This window comes from Roseixanthobacter liquoris (assembly GCF_043195135.2).
GTDB lineage: Bacteria > Pseudomonadota > Alphaproteobacteria > Rhizobiales > Xanthobacteraceae > NCEH01.
Genome location: NZ_CM195537.1, coordinates 4,261,641 through 4,282,989, shown reverse-complemented (window position 1 = coordinate 4,282,989; position 21,349 = coordinate 4,261,641). Strand labels below are relative to the sequence as shown.

The 21,349-nt window shown below is 66.8% G+C and carries 17 protein-coding genes; 6 read left to right on the top strand and 11 right to left on the bottom strand.

The window, feature by feature from the left end:
- Positions 1–8: 8 nt before the first annotated feature.
- The 7 genes from V5F84_RS19335 to tolA all read right to left on the bottom strand — a co-directional run bounded on the left by V5F84_RS19335 (position 9) and on the right by tolA (position 8,644).
- Complete coding sequence (locus V5F84_RS19335; RefSeq protein ID WP_394042122.1) at positions 9–2,294, bottom strand: glycosyltransferase family 4 protein; 2,286 nt, start codon at positions 2,292–2,294, stop codon at positions 9–11.
- Complete coding sequence (locus tag V5F84_RS19330) at positions 2,291–3,250, bottom strand: class I mannose-6-phosphate isomerase (RefSeq protein WP_394042105.1); 960 nt, start codon at positions 3,248–3,250, stop codon at positions 2,291–2,293. Before V5F84_RS19330 ends, V5F84_RS19335 begins: the two co-directional genes overlap by 4 nt.
- Positions 3,251–3,338: 88 nt before the next feature.
- Positions 3,339–3,647, bottom strand: a complete 309-nt coding sequence (locus V5F84_RS19325) for a hypothetical protein (RefSeq protein WP_509277128.1) — start codon at positions 3,645–3,647, stop codon at positions 3,339–3,341.
- A gap of 542 nt (positions 3,648–4,189) precedes the next feature.
- A protein-coding gene (locus V5F84_RS19320) for an IS5 family transposase (RefSeq protein ID WP_509277127.1) occupies positions 4,190–4,956 on the bottom strand; the annotation gives its coding sequence in 2 pieces (ribosomal slippage) (positions 4,190–4,633 and positions 4,636–4,956; 765 coding nt in all).
- Positions 4,957–5,090: 134 nt separating this feature from the next.
- Positions 5,091–5,225, bottom strand: a complete 135-nt coding sequence (locus V5F84_RS19315) for a hypothetical protein (RefSeq protein ID WP_394046779.1) — start codon at positions 5,223–5,225, stop codon at positions 5,091–5,093.
- 28 nt (positions 5,226–5,253) lie between these two features.
- Complete coding sequence (locus V5F84_RS19310; protein WP_394046777.1) at positions 5,254–6,738, bottom strand: COG3904 family protein; 1,485 nt, start codon at positions 6,736–6,738, stop codon at positions 5,254–5,256.
- Between the two features lie 61 nt (positions 6,739–6,799).
- Positions 6,800–8,644: a cell envelope integrity protein TolA gene (gene tolA / locus V5F84_RS19305; protein WP_394046775.1), complete on the bottom strand. Its 1,845-nt coding sequence runs from the start codon at positions 8,642–8,644 to the stop codon at positions 6,800–6,802.
- 131 nt (positions 8,645–8,775) lie between these two features.
- Between tolA and V5F84_RS19300 the strand changes: the two genes are divergently transcribed.
- Positions 8,776–9,135: a helix-turn-helix domain-containing protein gene (locus tag V5F84_RS19300; RefSeq protein ID WP_394046773.1), complete on the top strand. Its 360-nt coding sequence runs from the start codon at positions 8,776–8,778 to the stop codon at positions 9,133–9,135.
- 128 nt (positions 9,136–9,263) lie between these two features.
- Here the strand turns inward: V5F84_RS19300 and V5F84_RS19295 are convergent, their stop codons facing one another.
- Together V5F84_RS19295 and V5F84_RS19290 are read right to left on the bottom strand one after the other, a co-directional pair.
- Positions 9,264–9,947 (bottom strand): hypothetical protein, encoded by a 684-nt coding sequence (locus V5F84_RS19295; protein ID WP_394046771.1) that lies wholly within the window; start codon positions 9,945–9,947, stop codon positions 9,264–9,266.
- Between the two features lie 618 nt (positions 9,948–10,565).
- Positions 10,566–11,192, bottom strand: coding sequence for a flavin reductase family protein (locus V5F84_RS19290; protein WP_394046769.1), 627 nt, complete (start codon positions 11,190–11,192; stop codon positions 10,566–10,568).
- A 153-nt stretch (positions 11,193–11,345) separates the two neighbouring features.
- Between V5F84_RS19290 and V5F84_RS19285 the strand changes: the two genes are divergently transcribed.
- Together V5F84_RS19285 and V5F84_RS19280 are read left to right on the top strand one after the other, a co-directional pair.
- A complete protein-coding gene (locus V5F84_RS19285; RefSeq protein WP_394046767.1) occupies positions 11,346–13,022 on the top strand; it encodes a cache domain-containing protein in 1,677 nt (558 codons plus the stop codon).
- Positions 13,023–13,390: 368 nt separating this feature from the next.
- On the top strand, positions 13,391–13,966 hold the full coding sequence (locus V5F84_RS19280) for a hypothetical protein (RefSeq protein ID WP_394046765.1): 576 nt from the start codon (positions 13,391–13,393) through the stop codon (positions 13,964–13,966).
- A gap of 40 nt (positions 13,967–14,006) precedes the next feature.
- On the opposite strand, the gene V5F84_RS19275 is transcribed toward V5F84_RS19280, so the two are convergent.
- Positions 14,007–14,741, bottom strand: a complete 735-nt coding sequence (locus V5F84_RS19275; protein WP_394046763.1) for a hypothetical protein — start codon at positions 14,739–14,741, stop codon at positions 14,007–14,009.
- A gap of 214 nt (positions 14,742–14,955) precedes the next feature.
- Positions 14,956–15,240 (bottom strand): hypothetical protein, encoded by a 285-nt coding sequence (locus V5F84_RS19270; protein WP_394046761.1) that lies wholly within the window; start codon positions 15,238–15,240, stop codon positions 14,956–14,958.
- Between the two features lie 208 nt (positions 15,241–15,448).
- Here V5F84_RS19270 and V5F84_RS19265 point away from each other — a divergent pair, with 208 nt between their 5' ends.
- From V5F84_RS19265 to rbbA, 3 genes are all read left to right on the top strand, one after another.
- On the top strand, positions 15,449–17,470 hold the full coding sequence (locus tag V5F84_RS19265; protein ID WP_394046759.1) for an acyltransferase family protein: 2,022 nt from the start codon (positions 15,449–15,451) through the stop codon (positions 17,468–17,470).
- A 105-nt stretch (positions 17,471–17,575) separates the two neighbouring features.
- Positions 17,576–18,634, top strand: coding sequence for an HlyD family secretion protein (locus tag V5F84_RS19260; RefSeq protein WP_394046781.1), 1,059 nt, complete (start codon positions 17,576–17,578; stop codon positions 18,632–18,634).
- Positions 18,631–21,348 (top strand): ribosome-associated ATPase/putative transporter RbbA, encoded by a 2,718-nt coding sequence (gene rbbA / locus V5F84_RS19255; protein ID WP_394046757.1) that lies wholly within the window; start codon positions 18,631–18,633, stop codon positions 21,346–21,348. The genes V5F84_RS19260 and rbbA overlap by 4 nt, the downstream gene beginning before the upstream one ends.
- Position 21,349 lies beyond the last annotated feature (1 nt).

Below are 21,349 nucleotides of genomic sequence, written 5' to 3'. Positions count from 1 at the left end.
TTGGGCGATCAGGCGCTCAGGGCGCGAAACGAGGCTGCCTGTGTTTGCTCGCCGCGCAGCTGGGCAAGCTGGCGCATCTCTATCACGCTCAGCGCAAACGACACGACGGATTCTCCGCCGCGGTTCTCATTCGGCCGGTCGCGATGCAGGCCGTCGCGGCAACTGCCCGTTTCGATATCGACGAGCGACGCGGAAAGATCGTTGCTGCCGAAGAACCATGCGAAGGCCCGCTCGGCCTCATCCCGCCATGTCGGGTCGCCATCCGCATCCCATGCCGTGAGGCACGCGGAGATGGCTGCGGCTGCCTCGACCGGCTGCTGGTCGAAGGCTTCCGGCAGCGCCCGCACATTCGCGAACCCCTCGGTTCCCACGGGGCGGAACACGCCGGTCGTTGCGGTCTGGAGCGTCACCAGCCAGCGAAGCGCCCGCAAGCCCGCCTCCACATAGTCCGGCGTGCCGCTGGACACGCCCGTGAGGATCAGAGCTTGCGGCAAGCGGGCATTGTCGTAGGAAAGCCCTTCCTCGAACCACACCCAGTCCTTGGTTTCCACCGCTGCCATCAACGCCATCAGCCTGTCGGCCAGCAGCAGCCGCATGCGTCGGGCCTTCGCATCGTCCTCATATGCGGCGCAATACGCATCCAGGCCCAGCAGCGTGAACGCCCAGGCGCGCGGGGAGGAAAAGCCTTCGACGGTACCGAGCGCCACCGCGAACAGATCGGCCGCCCAGCGCCGGCGGGAGGCATTGTCGTCCAGGCGCGCGCAGGTGCCGAGCGCCCATAGGGTCCGCCCGTGGCTATCTTCGGAGCCTCGGTCTTCCAGCCAGCGGCGGTCGAAGCTCATGAAATTGCGGAAGCGCGCCACATCCGGATTCCAGGCGTGCTGCACGAATGCGGCAAAGCGGCTCGTCAGCACCTCCGGCAAGGGCGCTTCGCCCGGGGCGTTGAGGGCGCAGGCCAGCAGGAGAGCGCGCGCGTTATCGTCCACGCAATAGCCGTGGGACCTGTCGGGCACCGAATGCACGGCGTGCTGGTAGAGGCCGGTATCGTCGCACATGGACAGGAAATGGCTGAGCTGAAGATTGGGAAGGGGTGGGCGCACGCGCGCCGGCGCACCATGCGTACGACGGGCGATAACGCCGAGGCGATATCCGCGCCGGGCACCCTCGAAGGCGGCGATGTAGCGTTCGGCAGTGCGCTCCCAGGTCATGGAACGGCTGCTCGCATAGGCGCGCTGGCGCATGGCCTCACGCCGCCTGTCATCGGTCAGAAGATCGGCGATTTCCGCACCGATGGCAGTGGAATCGCCGAACGGCACGAGTGCACCCCGCCCTGCCGCCAGAAGCTCGCGCGCATGCCAATAGGGTGTGGAGACCACCGCCCGGCCGAGGCCGAAGCTGTAGGCCAAGGTGCCCGAGGTCATCTGCGCCTCGTTCAGGTACGGCGTCACATAGACGTCGCACATGGAGATGAAGTCGAGCAGGGTCGGCTGGTCCACGAACTGATCGAGAAACACCACGTGCCCCTCGACTCCGAGGGCCCGCGCCCGTGCCACCAGGCTTTCGCGATAGGCTTCGCCTTGCGTGCGAACCAGATTGGGATGGGTCGCGCCAAGCACCACATAAACCGCATCCGGCCGCTGCTTGAGAACCGCCGGCATGGCATCGATCATCACCTCGATCCCCTTATTGGGGGACAGGAGGCCGAACGTGAGGATGACCGAATGGCCCGTGAAGCCGCGTCTCGCCTTTGCCGCGGCGGGCGTGATGAAGGGAAAGTCGGGAATCCCATGGGGGATGACTTCGATCTTCTCCGCCGGCACGCGATAAACGGTGAGCAGAAGCTCGCGCCCCTTCTCGGCCATGACGACGAGCTTCGATGAGACGTTGACGATCCGCTCCATCACCCGACGCTGCGCGGCGTTGGGTTCCGCAAGCACCGTATGAAGCGTGGTCACGATGGGCATGTTCAGGCGCGACAGCAATGCCACGATATAGGCGCCCGCTTCCCCTCCGAAGATGCCGAATTCGTGCTGCAAACTGACAACATCGATCTTGGCGCGGTTCAACGTCTCCGCCGCACGGATATAGTCTTCAATGCGGTCGTCACTGATTTGCACCATCACGCTGGACGGATAATCATAAGCTTGGCCATGGTCGTTCATGGCGACAATGGACGTGGTAATCTGCGCGGGCGCGGCGGCGATGGCGTGCTGAAGATCGGTGGTGAAGGTGGCGATGCCACAACGGCGCGGCAGGGAATTGCCGATGAAGGCAACGTGTTTGACTTGGGTCACGGTCGCATCTCCGAAGCGCGGAAGGATGAGTCCGCTCGTGAGGGGAAAAGTTGGGTCGGGGCGGCGAAACCAGCCGCCCGCGTAGGCACGACCGGCAGCTCGCCCGCAGCCAGCAGGTCGGGATGCGGCACATCGGCGGCATAAGCCACCAGCGCTTTCGCACCACGCCCGCCGGCCCTGACGGGCGCGCATTCCCCCTGCAAGAAGATCGCACCGCCGACCGTCACATCGAGGCCGGCCATGCAGGCACTGCCTTCGAGCATCAGCATCCAGGTCTCGTGTGGCGCGTCGAGCGACCAAGCCACGCTGGGGGCGAGATCAAGCCGTTCGATGACGAAATGAGGCGTGGCGGCGAGCAGGGTCCGGCCGTTGCCGAGCGCGCGCGGCGCGGCTTGCGGGCCAAGGGGCGCCATGTGGGTCGCGGCGACGGCCTGCTCCGCATGCAGCTCCCGTGAGCGGCCGTAGTCGAAAAGGCGAAAGGTCACGTCGCTGCGCTGCTGGATTTCGGCGATGACGAGGCCGGCTCCGATCGCATGGATGGTGCCGGCGGGGACACAGACCACGTCGCCCTTGAGCACGTCGCGCCATTGGACGCGCTCGGCGATGGAGCGATCTTCGATCGCGGTGCGCAATTGCGAGGGCGTCAGCGGGCCGTTCAGGCCGACCGCCACCTGCGCGCCCGGCTGGGCGGACAGGATGTACCAGGCTTCGCTCTTACCGTGTTCCTGGCCGAGGGTACGCGCGAACGCATCATCGGGATGAACCTGGATCGACAGGGGCTGCGTGGTGAACAGCAGTTTCATAAGCAGCGCGGTCTCCGGCGCCGTGGGATCGGCACGCTCGAACCAGAGTTCGCCGACAGCCCCATCGAGGGGGGCGATGGTGCGCCACGGCAGCAGGTCAGTGCTGCCCCATGGCTTGCGAACCACGCGCACGCACGCCTGCTCGATTGCCATGATCGTCTCCTCGACCGTGCCGCTGAGATCGGGACGATCTGAGACCGGACATGTTCATTCGTTTGGCGCGATGCGCCAGCCGCAGTGGTCAGTGACGCCGGTTCGGCGCAGCGGACGGAATGTCGCCGGTGACGTCCACATGGGCTGCATCGCTCTCCAGACGCAGCTCCTTATCGGAAAAGGTCAGGGTCAGCAGGCGCCCGTCGTCGGTCAGTAGTTGAACCACCCGACGACCGAACACCCCACGCAGGGCTACCGGCGAAAGCCGGATCTCCCCGGAACTGGTGATGCCGACGGGTGCATTGAAGAAGCTGTCGAAGTCATAGGTCGCTCGGCCTATTTCCTGTCCATCGCATCTCAGTACACCCTCGCCTGCAACCCCACCGATATAACGCATGATAAACCCTCTAATACTTTGGATATATTTCTTGCTCCTGTGGATACGACATCGCTTCTTTCGATGGCGATCCACGCAGCACCGCTCTGCCGCACGTCCGATTTCGGAAGACGGCAACAGAATTAGGAAAATTCGGTATGCAAGGGCTGGCGCAAGCGCGTGTCTGCTAGATTTTCGCCAGAATCCATCTATATAACAGCAAAACGCACCCGAAAGTTCAAACATCCTATTACGCAAAATAAGCGCAAACACCGAAATTACAAGATTTTCATTGAAATTTAGGCTTATTTTTTCAGAAAATTGTTCGGAACAATAAAGATATCTACTCGTCGTAATTCCAGATTTTTCTTCCGCCACTCCAGCGTGATGCAACATTTACATCGTGTAAGAAGTTCCATTTATGAGCCAACCCCAGCCTTGGCTTACCCCTTAAGAGCCATCCAACACAGCGCTGCGGGATCAAGAAGCGAAAGCTTAGGGTTCGCGACGGCACTGACGGTGCGCTTTCCTCAAAGCCATATCTCGCCACCTAGGTGGCGGACTCATAACGCATTGATCCAGATGCGGACGGCTGCGAGCTTGAGGGCTGCGAGGAAGTTGTCGGGTCGCCTGTCGTAGCGCGTGGCGAGGCCGCGCATCTGCTTGATCCGATTGAAGAAGCGCTCGATCTGGTTTCTCTGCCGGTAGAGCCACGGGCAGAAGGCGAAGGTGCGCTTGCGGATGACGCGTGGCGGGACATTGGCGAACGTGCCGCGTTGCGCCGTCTCGGCGCGGATGGCGTCGGTGTCGTAAGCTTTGTCGGCGAGAAGGATGCCGCCTGGAGCAAGCCGGGCCAGCAGCTCGCGCCCCGCCGGTGCATCGCCCGCCTGTCCGGCGGTCAGAGCAAGATGGATGGGCCTGCCTTCAGCATCGACCAACGCGTGGATTTTGGTGGTCAGGCCACCCCGGGAGCGTCCCATGCAACGATCGTCGGTGCCGCCTTCGCCCCCTTTTTGATCGCGGCGCCGTGCTGGTGCACCCGGACGCAGGAGCTGTCGATCATCACGATGTCGCCGTCATAGGCTTTCGAGACCGCTTCCAACAGCCGGTCCCAGACCCCGGCGGCCCGCCAGCGCACGAAGCGGTTGTAGAGGGTTGTGCGCGGACCATAGCGTTCTGGCACATCCCGCCACGGCGCTCCGGTGCGGAAGCGCCAGAGGATGCCGTTGATCACCCGGCGGTCATCCACCCGCGCCACACCCCGCACCTTGTTCGGCAGCAGCGGGGCGATGATTGCCCATTCCTCGTCGGTCAACTCGTGGCGGCGCATCTCTCAAGCTCCCCGTTCGGGAGCTTGAATCACGACAAGCCCGACCACGCAAATTTATGGGGACACTGCCTAGGTGGCGCCCCCTCGCTTGGCCGGACGATGACATGTGATCCCAATCTTCAGCAGCGACGGTGTCATCGAATGACAGCCTCCGGGGTCGGTAACAAGGCGATGGAATAGGGACGGCGGGATTGTCCATCGACACCGCTCTTGATGATCCAGGCGACAGGCATTGCGGCGAGCGCGGGCGCCATGAGTGCGGCAATCATGTCTGTGTTTCTCCCGATGGAGCGGAACTCACTCCATACAGTTGGCCATGGCGAGGTGGATCAAGCGTCTGTCTCCGAAGACGCGGAAGCGCAGGGCGTCCTGGATCGACCAGTCGGCGCGGGAGAGATCGCCGGCATCCAGGAAGGAGACCGCGACCACGGCCTCCAGATCCTGGAACGACAAGCCAGAGAGCTCCAGGATTGCGATGAGCTGGAACGGCGCCTCGGCGGTGGGGGACGGCTTGATGTCGAGCACGCGCGCTGAGACCTTGAGCGTGCCGCCGCGCTCGAACCGCACCTCCATGTCGAGGTTTTCCAGCATCCTCAGCACATCGTCCGCCCGGCTGGTCTTCTGCCCGAGCGTAGAGTCGCGCGAGCCCGGCTGGAACACCAAGGCCACGAGCGGGCCCTTTCGGCTCTTGCGGCAGAACAGGCGCAGGCGGGTGGTATCGTCGAAGCGGCTCGTGGCCACTTCGGCAGTGGCGCCGATCTCGGTGCCCATGCCACCGGCAGCCTGCAGGCTGAGGGGCGCATAGCGGCGCGCCGTGTTGTCGACGTTCCAGGCGCGCATCTCGTCCGCCGTGAGCCAGTGAGGCGCGCCCTCCGGCGTCTTGGCCGATATCGCCAGGAAGCGGGGATCGATGCCCATGCTCAGCGTATAGTCGAGCAGCCGCCCCATGATCTGCTGGGCATAGGCGGTCGTGCCCGAATAGGAGAACTGATGCACGCCGAGGCGGGTGCCGGTGGCGCCCTCGAAGCGGTCGTATTGGTCTCCCTGGTCCTCGGCGCCAGGATCTTGCGTGATCATGTAGCGCTTCACGCCGCCGAGGATGGCATAGGCGCAGGCGCCGACGCAGATCTCCCCGAGGCTGGTGCCGAAGCCGGCCTTGCGGATCAGCTCGCCCAGCTTGGCGGCGGAGGCAAGATCCCCGCCGGGCGAGACGAACCGCAGCATGCCGCCATCGGGATTGTCGCGGGCAAAGGCGGCGAAGGCCTGCGGCGTGTCAGGCGTGATCATGCCGACGGCGAGGTCTGAGCGCTCGACGGCATTGCCGCTGCAGATCGCATTCGGCGGGGAGAAGAAGCGCATGGGCTTGCGCAAATCGGCGGGGCGATAGTCCGGAGCATCGCAATCCGGCTCTTCCGCCAGTGCTTGGCTGGAAGGCGCCGCCATCGCCAGGATGGCGACGGCGGCAACGCTTGCGAAGATGCGAGAGATCATCCCTCGCTCCGCATGGTCGTTGCCCTTGATGGCGAAGAAGATCGAGAGGCCGAGATCGAGGAGGCAGACCATGAGGACGAGCGTCCCCACCTCCTTCGGCGCGAGGTCCGTCACGCTCTCGGTGATGCTGTAGGAGAAGTTGATCACGTTGATCAGGATGCCCCAGACATAGAGGCGGCGCAGGAACAGCGGGATGCCGAAGACGGTGGAGAAGAAGAACAGGACCCAGCTCCAGCCGACCTTGATGCGCTTGAGCTCGCCCGTCTTCGGGTTTTTCATCAGAACTTTCATGCTTTCCCCCATAATGACGCGATGTGTGATGACGCGATGGAAACGCGCGTGAGATCGCGGCTCAGCGCTGCGCCGTGGCGGGCGCGGACATCCCAACGCCGCCGCTGAGCACGAAGCCGCGCTGGCCATCGGCGCGTGCGACCGGGATGAGTTCGGCCGGCGCTTCGCCCTTCGGCTGGATGACGACGATGACGTCGCGCCAATGCAGCGCCTCGCCGACGTCGAGGATGGTGCAGTCGCCCGTGCTGGCGAAGAGATCGCGCACCCTGCGCCGTGCCGGTCCCGGCCGCTCCGACAGGATGGCTGTGAGCTGTTGCGGGGTGCGGCAGAAGACCGTGCGCTCGACGATGGTGCAGCGGCCGCCTTCGACGCAGCGCTCTCCCCCCGGCTGCGCGACGGATGCGGCCTGCGCTGTCGATGCCGTCGTCTGCGCGGACCGCAGCGTGGCAAGCGCGGCCAAGGCCTGATCGAGCTCGCGCTGCGCCTGTGCTCGCTCGCGCCGCAATCCTTCCAGGGGATCGGGACCGCCACCACCCGCCAGACCCTGGAACGCCTGCGCCATGCCGGATGGGCCCCGCACCATGCCCATGGCCAGGCTCTGCATGCGGCGCGCCTGATCGGCCTGGAGTGCGGCGGAGCGCTCCTGCAAGCGCCGCTCGGCCGCCTGCACGGCCTGGCGTGCTCGCGCGACACGCGCTTGAGCGGCATCCAAAGCATCGGCGGCAGCCGTGGCTTGTGCCAGCGCTTTTGGCGCATCTCCTTTTTGCCCGGCGCTTTCACGTTCCGGAACTGCGGTATCCGGCGCATCATCCGAACGGGAGCGATCTTGCGGCGTAAACGTAAGCTGGAGCTCCCGCCACGTCTCGTATTGGTCCGATGGGAAGAACACATAGGGTGCGCAACGTTTCAAAGCGTCGAGGACGCTTTCCGTAAACGCTCGCGCCTCTTGCTCTTGCGGCTGCTTTATGATCGAGGGCTCACCGTCGAGGGAGCCGTCCGGCTTGAGAGCGATGCGGACGGTGATCGAGATGCTGCTTTGCCTATACCTGAACGGGACATCCCAGCATTCGCCCAGGTATTTGTGAAAGACCTTGTACGCCTCCTCGAACGTGGTCGGCTTCGCCTCTCCCGATGGGCTCGGCTGGGGCGGCGGCGATTTGAGGCTGCGCCCCTCACGCAACCACGTTTGCTGCACGCGCCATATGATGTCGCTCTCCAGCTGGGACAGGCTGTGCTCGACCGCGGCGTAGGCGTCGTCATTCGCAAGAAGCGTGAGAGCCTCCTTCACGCGCGTCAGATTGATGCCGCCCAGGTTCGCCTTCGGAACCGAGATCCCAACTCGTGTCAGCAGGTCTATTCGGTGCTGGATCCTGGCATAACGCTGGGCTCCGAGCTGAATGTCGGCCCGCCCCGCTTCGGCCCGGCTGAGCCAATCGGCGGCAAAGCGCTTGCGAATCTGTGCGGCGAGGTCGGCAAGCTGCCGATCGGTCGACATGTCGTCGGCATAGGCGGCTTTGAAATAGCCGGTCTGAAGCCGGCACATCTCATCCGGCGGCGCGGGCTCGGATAACGATCGATCCTGTTGGGCATCGAGGTTGCTGAAGAATATTTGGGCTTGCGTCAGGGGCTCCTTGTTCACCGTCTTGATGGCGACGAGGGCTAAATCGCACATGCCGCCCATGGCCTTGGTCAGTTCGGCCGAGAAGAAGCGATCCGGGTCCGCGAAGGCTCCCAGCGCGGCGCTCTGATTGAGCACGTCTCGACGGATGAGCTGTTCCGGGAGGACGTACTTCTGCTCGAAGATCCGGTCCTTGTAGCCGTACTCGGCCTTAGCGAAGTGAGGGAAGGCGAGCAGGCCGAGGCTGCCGCACAGCGCAAGCGTCCTGATCAGCCTGGGAGAGGCCATCGGAGAGTTCCTTTCTGAGGCGTGGAGGTATTTCAGTCGCGGCGAGAGTACGCCTTGTATCCATTATGGACATTACGTAACATACAAATTGTTCGTAGACGCTGCAAGGCAGATCGGAACATTTCGTTCGCATGGATCTCTTCGCAGCGAACATTCGGGCACGGGCGGCACAGCTCGGCATCTCCAACGCTGAGGCCGCTCGCAGGGCCGGCCTCAACGAGCGCCGCTATGCCCATTACATCAGCGGAGCGAGGGAGCCTGACTTGGCCACTTTGGTGAGAATCGCAAAAGCGCTCGGCACGACGCCCGACGCTTTGCTGGGCGTGAAACGCGAGCCCGACGACATGGCCGTGCCAACCGACCGTTCGATGCTGATCGACCGCATCGTCACGGTGGTGAACAATCTGGAGACCTATGAACTCGAGATCGCGGTGACACAGGCCGAAGTGATCCTGCGCCTGCAGCAGGAAAAGGGCCTCAAGACGGCCTGACGTCGGTCGATCTTCAACACAAGGCCGATGACACCAATCTGGACCGGTCGGCTCGTGTCGGCCGAGGCCACGGGAGGGGCGCTTGCGCCCCTCCTTCTCTTTCTGAATAGCTCAGCAGGCCTCGCCGCTCACGCCTTGCAATCGGGATGCATGAGGGCGAGTTGGCTGATCGGCCGCGTGATCACCGGCAGATCGTCGAAGCCATGCCATTTGAGCGTGGCCCGGGTCGCGTCGCGATTGATCACCTCGGCCGGCCACCAGCCGTTGAACGCGCCGTCTTCATAGTCCGGCGCCAGCACCAGGTGGCCGCTGGCAATCTCGGGCCAGAGCCCCACGGCGACCTCCTTACTGACAACACCGAGATTGCCGCCGTCGAGCATGTTCTGCGATGCGATGGCCACGGCAGAGACAGGCTTGTCAGTGGCGCCCGAGGCCGCCTCGGCGGCCGTTTCGACGGCCGGCGCTGTCGTCGTCGCATTCGCGGCCGCCTTCGCCTCAGCGGCCTTCGGAATCAACTGCACGACAGGCGCCGTTTGGGCCGCGCTATCGGCCACGGCCGCGAGCTCGCTGACCATGCGGGGCGTGACCGCGCCGAGCAGGGGAGCACCCTCCTTGTCGAAGGCGCCGCGCGCGAGACTCGCCATGAGCTTGGCGTCCTTCGCCGGGCTCAGCGTCACGCAGCGATGGCCGAGGCCCTCGGCTGCAGCGCGCGCCTTTTCGGCGGCCTCGCCTTCGAACTTTGCGGCCTGGGACGGCGTGGCATTGAAGAGCACGAGAATGCCGTGCGAGGCGGCCTGAGATTTGACAGTCATGATGCGATCTTTCGTGAGTCTGGCGGCAGTCTCCGCCTCTACATTGTATCATAATACCGTCGTTTTGTCAAGCAACTCATGCCGAGGGGAGGCTCTGGCTTCAGTTCGGATCGAATATTTTGTTCTAGAACCTGGGCCTATAGTCGCCCCGCTTGTCTGTTCGGAGTTTCAAAGCTCGGATCATCGATGTGGTTTGTGGCAGGCATGGCCGATATTCGAAAACCAAGCGGCTTGGACGCAAACTGCGATTTTAAGCAGAACTGCGATTCGCCGACGATCGGATTCGGCCGAATGCGGCCCGGAACTCAATATCGCTTGGCCTCGCGTGCGCGAGGCTGCTATGGCTCTCAAAGATACGCAGTGAAATGCAGTGGGATTCCGCTTTTTGCGGACCGAACTAACGAAGCTGCAGCCGCGGAAAATGTAGGCATGTCTGTAGGCATGAAAAATTTTCTACCTGTTTTTTACCTTTAACCCCAATGATCTACGGTGCCAGATCGATTCCGCCTGGCCCACCAAATCTCTTTTCCTGAAAATCGCGGCCTTTTAGACGTCCCACGGCCTGCGCGCGGGCGAGGCATGGCGCGCCCGCCCTGCGCCCGCCGCCGCGCCGCCGGCTCAGCTTCCCGGCCGCCACATGTGGAACACCGCCTCGGGCGTCACCTCCACATAGCCGCTCGGGCCGCCCGCCCGCAGCACGGGATGGGCCTCCGCGGTCTGGTAGATCCCGTCCTTGAGCAAGGCGCGGGCGATATGCACGCCCACCACTTCACCCAGCACCAGCCAGGATTCGATCTCCTGCCCCGCCGCCCCGCGCAGCTGGATCAGCTGGGTCAACCGGCATTCGAACGAGACGGGGCTCTGCGCCACGCGCGGCACGTCGATGTGCCGGCTCGGGGCGGGGGTGAGGCCGGCGAGGGCGAATTCGTCCACGTCCGCGGGCACGGCGGCGCTGGTGGCGTTCATCGCCTCCGCCAGCGGGCGGGTGACGAGGTTCCAGGCGAACATGCCGGTGGCCTGGATATTGGCGACGCTGTGCTTCCAGCCCACGCTGGAAAAACCGATGATCGGCGGGCGATAATTGAACGCGTTGAAGAAGCTGTAGGGCGCGAGATTGAGCGCGCCTTCGGCCGAGCGTGATGAAATCCAGCCGATCGGGCGTGGGCCGACGATGGCGTTCAGCGGATCGTGCGGCAGGCCGTGGCCCTGCGCGGGCGTGTAGAAATAAGAGGCATCGGCGGTCATGATGATGCGGTGTCCCCGGATGGCCGCGCGATCCTAATCCCGCGCCGCCGATTCGGCGCCATCCGCTTTTGCCCGGAGGTCCGGCGCCGGCCGGTTTGATCATCCGGGCAGGGCTGGACTATGGTCCCCCACGCGGCAGGGGGGGCAGGAGGTATGAAGATCGGCATCCTGCGCGTGCTGCGCCGGTTCGGCGGCCGGCGCGCCTCCATGCCGGGACGTGCGCGCATCGCGGTCGTGGTCGGCTTGCCGCTCATGCTGGTGGCGCTGGTGGCCTGGTTCGACCGCGATTCCGAGCTGAAGGCCGCGCGCCAGAAGGTCGTCGCATCCGCCCATGTACTGTCCGAGCATGCGGGCGCGCGGTTTCTCTCGGTCGACGTCGCCCTGTCCCAGGTGCGCGACGCGCTCGGCACGCGCCCGGCGGCGGCGCTGCGCGCCGATACCGAGATGCACCAATTGCTGGCCCGCCTGGTGCGCCGCATGCCGGAACTGGAACTGGCCTTCGTCATCGACGAGAAAGGGGTCCTCGCCTCTTCCAGCCGCACCTATCCGGCGCCCGAGCGCGATCTCAGCCAGCGCGAATTCTACCTGGCCGGAAAGGCCGGGCAGGAGGGCCTGCTGTTCTCGGTTCCGTTCAGGGGCACCGCGAGCCGCTCCGTGTCGTTCGCGGTGAGCCGGGCGGTGTGGCGCGACGGGGTGTTTCGCGGCGTCATCGGCGCCATCGTCTTTCCCGAATATTTCCATTCCACCTATCGCGGCCTGCTGGCCCCGACCCCCGGCGCGGCGGCGGCGCTGGTGCGCAAGGACGGCACCTTGCTGCTGCGCTCGCCGGACCTGCGCGCGCCACCCGACGTGCCGACCCTGATTTCGGACTTGCCGGAGCTGCGCGGCAAGCATGAGTCCGGCCTGCTCGCCGCCAGCGCGCTGATCGAGGGCGGGCCGGCCGCCGCCGCCTATCGCGCCGTGCCCGGCACCGACCTCACGGTGGTCTATGCCCTGAGCGAGGGCGATATATTGTCCGGCTGGAACAAGCGGGCGGCGGGCTATGCGCTGATGGGCGGGCTCGCCAGCTTCGCCCTGGCGGTGCTGATGCGCCGTCCCACGGGCCTGAGGGCGCCCGGCGCGGGCGCGTCGGCGCGCGTCGGCGGCCCGCCGATCCCCGCCCAGCCGGATGCGGCCGCCGGCGCGGTGGACCGTGTCCTGACGCCCGTGCTCGGCGATCTGACCTTCGTCGGCACGGGCCAGCGCGGAGAGGGGAGCGAGCCGGAATTCGGCGACGCCCTCACCGGCGCCATGTACGGCGTGTGCCTGGCCCAGCGCCTGCTCGACGCCGGCCGGCGCTCCGGCCGGCCGCGAATCGTCCCGGCGCCGACCGTGCTCAACAATGTGCGCTGCCTGCTGATCGGCTCGGTGTGGCCGCCGATCGAGGTCGCCATCGCCGGAGACGACAGGGGCCTCGACGTATTCGTGGAGGCGGCGCCCTTCGAACTGGCGGTGATCGATCTCGTCATGGACGTGAAGCAGCGGGCGGATGCCGGAAGCCCCATCACCCTCGCCGCGCGGCGCGAGGTGGTGCGCTCCGAGCCGGCGGGGGTGGAGGCCGGCGATTACGTGTGCATCCGCGTTTCGGCGGCGTGCAGCGGCACCTCGGGTGCCGGCGCGACAAGCTCCGCACGGCTGGAGGAGATCGGCGCCTTTGCCAAGCGGGCGGGCGGCGGCTGGCAGATGCAGCGGGGGGCGGAGGGGCCCGAGGCGCGGCTGTGGATTCCCGCAGCCCTCGGCCGGCGCGAGGATCACCCCGCGCCCGGCTCCGGCGGCTCCGGCCAGCCCTAAGCTGACCTCGCGGGAGCCTCGGGCCCATCGACGTCATGAGGCGGGGCTGAGGGCGGCGACGCGTGGAGGCCACCGAACGCAAAAATCGGCACCGCGTCCGGGAGGATCTGCCGCGGGAAAATTCCTAGCGCAGGCCGAAAAACGACAAGACGGCCAGAACGACCACCACCAGGCCGACGATATAAATGAGATTATTCATGCGAAACGGGCCTCTTGCTTGTGGATGCAAGGGCAACGTCCCGCACTGCATTGTGTTCCGCATGCTGAAGCCGAAGGTGGCGCGCCCTGTGGCCCCGGGGCTCGACTTCGGCGCCCGGTTCGTGCTTGAGACGCGCCGTCGCCCTTCGGGGGTACAGATCGGAGCCCGCATGCACCGGAGATTTCGCATTGGCCTGCTGATGCTCGCCAGCCTCGCAGGTCTTTCCGCCCCGCTCGCCGCAACGCCCGCGTTGGCCAATGAGGCGCAATGCAAGTTCGGCGGTGGCTTCCAGGTGATCTCGCGCGAGCGCACCGACAGCGTGGGACACGACATCATCGCCCGCCCCGTGCCGGCCAATGCCGCCGGCCCCTGCATCTTCGCGAAGCGCAGCGGGGATATCGAGATCAGCACGGCGGACGAGGCCGACACCGTGCTCGGCCTTGCCGGCACGCATCTCGTCATGGATCGCGGAACCGGGCCGAGCCGCGTGCTGGTGATCTATGACCTCGCCGCGCGCAAGGTCGCGCTCACGCTCGCCTATGACGACCAGGTGCCGGTGAAGATCGCCGCTTCCGGGGTGACGCTCGCGGCGGTGACCGGCCCGGCGAGCGCCGCGAACTGCCCGAAATTCAAGGAATACAAGGCCAATGGGCTCGGCGCGGCGCTGACCATCGAGACCCGCATCGCCTTTCCGGGCCTTGCCCGCACCGAGAGCGGCAAGCCGCGCTGCATCGCCCAGCAATGAGCCTTGCCGGGAGCCTTGCCGGGAGCCTTGCCGCGAATCGCTAGCGCTCGGTGAAGAAGGTCATCAGCACTTTGCCTTCGTCGCCGGTGAGGCACAGGAAGCGATGCACCTTGTCGGTCTGGTCGCGCTGGATATAGGCCTCGCCCATCAGCACATGGCGTACCCGCTCGGTGCCCACGGTGGAATCGGCCTCGGCGACGGTGAGGCCGTCCACGTCGATGAAGATGTCCTCGATGGAGGGCGAACGCTGGCGCAGCACCGCCAGGGCCCGCAGCTTGCAGGTGCGCACCAGGGCGGTGTCGGAGGAGGGGGGAACCGCCGCCTTCTCCTTCGGCACATCGGCGCCCGAACCGGGCGGCGCGGGCACCGGTGCCGGTTGCGGCAAAGGCGCGGGGGATGGGACCACGGAGGGCGCCGGGGACGGCGCTGCGGGCCCGGGGGCGACGGATGAACCTGCGGGCGCCTGCGCCTGCGGGGCCGCCGCCTGCGCCAGCTGCAGAACCGCGCCGGACCCGGACGCAAGCGGCGATGGCGCCCTCGCTTCGGCCGAAAGGGCCGGATTCGCCATCACGGCCAGGACGGTGAGGCAGAGCAGCGTGAAGATCAGAAGAATCACGATCGGATAGGTGACGCGGACCGTCGAGAGCAGCGGGGTGCGGGCATCTTGATCGAACACTGCCGCCGCGCGGGCGAGCCGGCGTTGCGCGGCGCCCGTGGGCGGGCAGGGGGGCTGGCTGGGATCAGGATGCCAGATCCGTCCGGACTGAGGTCGCATATGATGTCCTTGGTGCGTGGTCTGATACCAACGCCCGGACAGGCCATTTTGTGCCGCCCCGCCTTGCGAAAGCGGGGCCGTGGGGGGTCTTAAATCCCCTTGCGCCGCGCGCTTGGCGAAGCGCGGAGCAAAGGCGCCTCCGGCGCGAACGCGAAAACGCCCGCCGCGCCGGGTTCCGCGCCAATCGGCGCTTCTCGTCTTGGCGCTTCTCGTCTCAGCGCTTCTCGTCGCTGCCGTCGGTCGGCTCGTCCTCGCCGTCCTCGTCTTCTTCCTCCTCGTCCTCGTCGTCGGAGGGGGCGATCAGGCGGTCGAGGCAATCCATGAACTCGTCGCCGATCTGCTCCACCGTCTCGCTGTCGAGCACCGGGTCGCAGGGCAGCACGAAGCGCTGCTCGCCCTCGTCGGTGGTCAGGTCGAGGATCAGGGCGCTCGGCATGTCCTCGGGGTGGAGGAAGCTGATTCGCAGGCCAGTGAGGATCAAAGCGGGGATATCGGCCATCTGGCGCTCCGAACGGGTAGGGGGTGCGGTGGACTGGGCACGAGGTAGCACGAATTGCGCCCGCCGACACCGCCTGCCACGCTTGCCGCGCCCTTGCCGCCCGCTTGTCGCGCCCTTGCCGGCGCCTTGCGGCGCGCCCTGCGCGGCGGGCCTGCATTCGCCCGGCGGGTTGCCGGGCGGCGGGCGAGTGGCCTAAAGCATCTGCCCGATGACCTACCGCCTGGATATTGACGGCGTCCGCGCCATAGCCGTGCTGAGCGTCCTGCTGTTTCACCTCGGCGTTCCCGGCGTGCCCGGCGGGTTCGTCGGCGTCGATGTCTTCTTCGTGATCTCGGGCTATCTCATCACCGCGAACATCCTCGCGGACGTGCGCGGCGGTTCGTTCTCGCTGCTGCGCTTCTACGACCGGCGCATCCGCCGCATCGTGCCGGCGCTGACGGTGGTGGTGCTGGCGAGCCTGGCGGCGGGCTATTTCATCCTCACCCCCGGCGATTATGCGGTGCTCGGCCGCAGCGCGGCCTATGCGGCGGGCGGCATCTCGAACTTCTTCTTCCTGCGCAATACCGGCTATTTCAACGCGGCCGCCGAGACCATGCCGCTGCTCCACACCTGGTCGCTCGGGGTGGAAGAGCAATTCTACCTGGTCTGGCCGCTGCTGCTGGTGGCGGCGCTGCGGTTCTCGGCGCGCTGGCCGCGCCTGGTGCCGGGGCTGATGGGCGCACTGATCCTGGCGAGCTTCGCCTATGCGGTGCAGAAGGTGGGCACCAATCCCAAGAGCGCCTTCTATCAGCCCTGGACGCGGGCCTGGGAACTGGCCGTCGGCGGGGCCTTGGTCTTCATTCCCGCCGCCTGGACGGGCGCGATATCGGCCCGCCTCGGCGATCTGCTGAAGCTCGCCGGCCTCGTCGCCATTCTCGCGCCGATCCTGCTGCTGACGGCGCAGAGCCCGTTTCCCGGCGCCAATGCGCTCGCCCCGGTGCTCGGCACGGCGCTGCTGTTGATGCCCACGTCCACCCCGACCCGGATGGCGCGGGCGCTGGCGCTGGCGCCGCTGCCGTTCGTCGGGCGCATCTCCTATTCGCTCTATCTGTGGCACTGGCCGATCATCGTGCTGATGCGCCATTACCAGAACGGCGCGCGGCTGGACCTCGCCTGGGGCGCGGCGGCGCTGGTGCTGTCGCTGCTCGCCGCATGGCTCTCCTGGCGGTTCGTGGAACAGCCGTTCCGCCGCATGCGGCCGGCGCCGCGCGCCAGCGTCGGGGCCGGTGCCCTCGCCGCCGGCATGGTGGCGGCCTTGGGGCTTGGGATCTTCCTCACCGGCGGCCTGCCCGGCCGGGTGTCGCCGCAGCTCCAGGCCATGGGATCGAAGGACCGCATGTGGGACTGGTCCTGCCCGCAGCACGTGCCCGAGGGACCCGCCAAGGGCCTGTGCGCCGCCGGAGCGCCGTGGGCGAGCGCCCGGACGCGCGCGATCATCTGGGGCGACAGCCATGCCGAGCAGCTGATGCCGGTGCTGGACGTCGCGGGCCGGGAGGCCGACACGGCGATCGCGCTGTTCCGCGCCTGCCCGGCCATCATCGAGGCCGGCGGCATCCGACGCGATTTCGCGGGCATCCCGACCTATAACGAGGATTGCCGCTCTTCGCGCGCGGCGGTGCTGGCCCTGCTGAAGGCGGCGCCGGACATCTCGCTCGTGATCCTCGCTGCCGCATGGCCGTCCACGGCGCAGAATCTCTATCGCCATCCCGGCGAGGCGGTGGGCTTCGAGGCAGGGCGCCGCCTGCTTCTGGAGGGCTTCGACGACCTGCTGCCGCGCCTCTCGGCGCCCGGGCGGCGGGTGCTGGTCATGGCGGATATTCCCCATTGGGAAAGCGATCCCGTGCCGTGCGTGGTCGCCAATGACGGTTCCCTGCTGCGCGCGCCCTGCACCCGCACCGTGAACCGGCTGGCCCCGCCCGACTATGATGGCTGGCAGCGCGAGGTGAACGACGTGTTCCGGGCCATGCGCGGGCGCTATGGGGAGGCCACCATCGCCATTCCCGCCGACGCGCTGTGCGGGCCGCAGAGCTGCCAGTCGGTGGTGGAGGGCGAGTTCCTCTATTACGATCTCGACCATATCCGCCGCAATCTCTCGCCCGCCGCCACGCGGGCCCTGGCCGAGCGGCTCGGCCTTGCGGACCTGCTGCGGGGAGGAAATACCGCGCCGGTCGGTCCTCGTGCTGATAAATAGGACGTGCGCGCGGACGCGGTTGTCGTGACTTTTGGCGAAGGGACAAGCGGATGATGTGCGTCAATGATAGGGCAGCGATGCTGCGCTAAATCTGCCAGCCTCCGTCTGCCGCATGTTCGCAGGAGCCCATTCGTGCGCTGCCGTCCGATCGCACTTCTCGTCGCGCTCCAGATCGCCCTTGCCGCGCTCTGCGCGGGCCCCGTCGCCGCGCAGGACGCCAAGAGCCTCGGCGACCGGCTGCACGGCCTCTGGCAGAAGCTCGCCGGCAACAAGCTGCCGGCCGATATCGCCACCACCAACGGGCGGCTCGAAGCCGAGCAGGTGCTGATTTCCGCCAAATTCGCCGGCCGGGTGCTGCAGGTGCTGGTGGAAGAGGGCCAGACGGTGGACCAGGGCGCGGTGGTCGCGCGCATGGACACGGCGGAGCTCGACGCCCAGCTGACGGGCACGGAAGCCCAGGTGCGCCGTGCCGAAAAGGCCATGACCGAGGCCCAGGCCGCGATCACCCAGCGCGAAAGCGAGGTGGTGCTCGCCCACCAGGAATACGAACGCGCCGCCACCCTGAGCGCGCGCGGCTACGGCACCATCCAGTCGCTGGACCAGCGGCGCAGCCAGATGAACGTGGCCGAAGGCGCCAAGCGGGCGGCGCAGGCCAGTTTCGACCAGGCGCAGGCGGCCGCCGACAGTGCCCGCGCGGACGTGGCGCGCATCCGCTCCCAGCTCGACGATTCGGTACTCACCGCGCCCCGGCGCGGCCGCATCGAATACAAGCTCGTGCAGTCGGGCGAGGTGGTCGGCGCCGGTGCGCCCATCGCGACCCTGCTCGATCTTTCCGATGTCTATATGACCGTGTTCCTGCCCGCCCGCGTGGCCGGGCGGCTCGGCCTCGGCGACGAGGCGCGGATCGTGCTCGATCCGGCGCCCGATTATGTGATCCCGGCCACGGTGTCCTTCGTCGCCACCGAGGCCCAGTTCACGCCCAAGACGGTGGAAACGGCGGACGAGCGCGAGAAGCTGATGTTCCGCGTGAAGCTGAAGATCGCGCCGAGCCTGCTGAAGCAATATGAGGCGCAGGTGAAGACCGGCGTGCGCGGCAGCGCGTTCGTGCGCACCAGCCGCACGGCGGTCTGGCCCGCGGAACTCGCCGTGAAGCTTCCCCAATGAGCGAGGCGGCGGTCCGCTTCTCGGGGGTCGTCCATCATTATGGCAAGACGGTCGCGCTCGGCGGCGTCGATCTTGAGATCCCCGCCGGCTGCATGGCCGGGCTCATCGGGCCGGACGGGGTGGGCAAATCCACCCTGCTTTCGCTCGCCGCCGGCATCACCAAGATCCAGGCCGGTTCCGTGGAGGTGCTGGGCGCCGACATGGCCGACCGCGAGCTGCGGCGCGTCACCGGCGCGCGCATCGCCTTCATGCCCCAGGGGCTGGGGCGCAATCTCTATCCCACGCTCTCGGTGGCGGAAAATCTCGATTTCTTCGGCCGCCTGTTCGGCCAGGGCGCGGCCGAGCGGCGGGCGCGCAGCGCGGAGCTGCTCGCCGCCACCGGCCTTGCGCCGTTCGCCGACCGGCCGGCGGGCAAGCTCTCCGGCGGCATGAAGCAGAAGCTCGGCATCTGCACCGCCCTGATCCACGATCCCGACCTGCTGATCCTGGACGAGCCGACCACCGGCATCGACCCGCTCTCGCGCCGCCAGTTCTGGGATCTCGTCGCCCGCATGCGGGCGCGGCGGCCGGGCATGAGCGTCATCGTCGCCACCGCTTATATGGAGGAGGCGGACGCGTTCGACTGGCTCGCCGCCTTGCACGACGGCCATGTGATCGCCAGCGGCAGCCCGGGCGAGATCCGGGCCCGCGCCGGCGCGCCGACCCTGGAACGCGCCTTCGTGGCGCTGCTGCCGGAGGAGGCGCGCAGCGCCGACGGCCCGGTGGTGGAGCGCCCGCGCGTGCCACAGGACGGCGTGCCGGCCATCGAGGCGGAGGGGCTCACCTGCCGCTTCGGCACCTTCACCGCCGTGGACCATGTGAGCTTCCGCATCGAGAAGGGCGAGATCTTCGGCTTCCTCGGCTCCAACGGCTCGGGCAAGAGCACCACCATGAAGATGCTCACCGGCCTGCTGCCGGCGAGCGAGGGCGAGGCGCGGCTGTTCGGCCAGAAGCTCGATGCCGGCGACATGGAGACGCGCCGCCGCGTCGGCTACATGTCCCAGGCCTTCTCGCTCTACAGCGAACTCACGGTGCGGCAGAATCTGATGCTGCACGCCCAATTGTTCGAGCTGCCGCCCGACACCATCGGGCCGCGCGTCGCGGAGATGCTGACCCGCTTCGATCTGACCGAGGTTGCCGACACGCGGCCGGAAAGCCTGCCGCTCGGCATCCGCCAGCGCTTGCAGCTCGCAGTGGCGATCATCCACCGGCCGGAGATCCTGATCCTGGACGAGCCGACCTCGGGCGTCGATCCGGTGGCGCGGGACGGCTTCTGGCGCGAGCTGATCGCTTTGTCGCGCGACGACGGCGTGACCATCTTCCTCTCCACCCATTTCATGAACGAGGCCGAGCGGTGCGACCGCATCTCGCTGATGCACCAGGGCAAGGTGCTGGCGGTCGGAACGCCGGACGAGCTCAAGGCGGAGCGCCACACGCAATCGCTGGAAGAGGTGTTCATCGCCGTGCTGGAGCAGGCCGGCATGGGGCAGGAGGGCGACGCGGCGGCGCCCGAGGCCGCTGTCCCGGTTTCGTCCGGCCCGCCGCGCCGGGTCGATCCGCGCCGGCTGTGGGCTTATGCATGGCGCGAGACGCTGGAGATCCTGCGCGATCCCGCCCGCCTGGCCTTCGCCTTCATCGGGCCGGTGCTGCTGCTGTTCACCTTCGGCTATGGCGTGTCGTTCGATGTGGAGCACCTGCCCTATGCCGCCTTCGACCAGGACCAGAGCGCGCAGAGCCGGCAATTGCTCGAAAGCTTCCAGGGCTCGCGCTATTTCACCGAGAAGGCGCCCATCACCTCGACGACACAGCTCGACACCCGCATGAAGAGCGGGGAACTTTCGGTGGCCATCGAGGTGCCGGTGGATTTCGGCAAGCAATTGCAGCGCGATCGCCAGCCCGAGGTGGGCGTGTGGGTGGACGGCGCCATGCCGTTCCGCGCCGAGACCACGCGCGGCTATGTCTCCGGCCTCGCGCAGACCTATATGGCGGACGAGGTGTTGCGCCGCTACGGCCATGCGGTGCCGCTCTATCCCATCGAGATCGACACCCGCTTCCGCTACAATCAGGCGTTCAAGAGCGTCAACGCCATCGTGCCGAGCGTGATCGTGCTGATGCTGGTGCTGATCCCGGCGGTGATGACCGCGCTCGGCATCGTCAAGGAGAAGGAGACCGGCTCCATCTCCAATTTCCAGTCCACCCCGGTCACCAAGGTGGAATTCCTGCTGGGCAAACAATTGCCCTATGTGTTCATCGCCTTCCTGAGCTTCCTGTCGCTGGTGCTGCTGGCGATCCTGTTCTTCCAGGTGCCGCTGAAGGGCTCGTTCGCGACCCTGGCGCTGGGCTCGCTCGCCTATGTGTTCGCCACCACCGGCTTCGGCCTGTTCGTCTCCAGCTTCGTGTCCAGCCAGGTGGCGGCGATCTTCGCCACCTCGATCCTCGCCATTCTCCCGGCGGTGAATTTTTCCGGCCTGCTGGTGCCGGTGTCCTCGCTCTCCGGCGGGGCGCGGCTGATGGGGCTCGCCTTCCCCGCCGCCTGGTATCAGCCGGTGAGCGTCGGGGTGTTCGCGAAAGCGCTGGGCCTGGCCGATCTGTGGCCCAATATCCTGGTGCTGGTGCTGTTCGCGCTCGGCTTCATCGGCGCGGCGGTGCTCGCGCTGCGCAAGCAGGGGGCCTGAC

Coding starts and splice junctions, on each gene's coding strand:
- V5F84_RS19330 (WP_394042105.1), bottom strand. CDS start 3,250: ATGGCAATCGAGCAGGCGTGCGTGCGCGTGGTTCGCAAGCCATGGGGC.
- V5F84_RS19325 (WP_509277128.1), bottom strand. CDS start 3,647: ATGCGTTATATCGGTGGGGTTGCAGGCGAGGGTGTACTGAGATGCGAT.
- V5F84_RS19315 (WP_394046779.1), bottom strand. CDS start 5,225: ATGATTGCCGCACTCATGGCGCCCGCGCTCGCCGCAATGCCTGTCGCC.
- V5F84_RS19310 (WP_394046777.1), bottom strand. CDS start 6,738: ATGAAAGTTCTGATGAAAAACCCGAAGACGGGCGAGCTCAAGCGCATC.
- tolA (WP_394046775.1), bottom strand. CDS start 8,644: ATGGCCTCTCCCAGGCTGATCAGGACGCTTGCGCTGTGCGGCAGCCTC.
- V5F84_RS19300 (WP_394046773.1), top strand. CDS start 8,776: ATGGATCTCTTCGCAGCGAACATTCGGGCACGGGCGGCACAGCTCGGC.
- V5F84_RS19295 (WP_394046771.1), bottom strand. CDS start 9,947: ATGACTGTCAAATCTCAGGCCGCCTCGCACGGCATTCTCGTGCTCTTC.
- V5F84_RS19290 (WP_394046769.1), bottom strand. CDS start 11,192: ATGACCGCCGATGCCTCTTATTTCTACACGCCCGCGCAGGGCCACGGC.
- V5F84_RS19285 (WP_394046767.1), top strand. CDS start 11,346: ATGAAGATCGGCATCCTGCGCGTGCTGCGCCGGTTCGGCGGCCGGCGC.
- V5F84_RS19280 (WP_394046765.1), top strand. CDS start 13,391: ATGCACCGGAGATTTCGCATTGGCCTGCTGATGCTCGCCAGCCTCGCA.
- V5F84_RS19275 (WP_394046763.1), bottom strand. CDS start 14,741: ATGCGACCTCAGTCCGGACGGATCTGGCATCCTGATCCCAGCCAGCCC.
- V5F84_RS19270 (WP_394046761.1), bottom strand. CDS start 15,240: ATGGCCGATATCCCCGCTTTGATCCTCACTGGCCTGCGAATCAGCTTC.
- V5F84_RS19265 (WP_394046759.1), top strand. CDS start 15,449: ATGACCTACCGCCTGGATATTGACGGCGTCCGCGCCATAGCCGTGCTG.
- rbbA (WP_394046757.1), top strand. CDS start 18,631: ATGAGCGAGGCGGCGGTCCGCTTCTCGGGGGTCGTCCATCATTATGGC.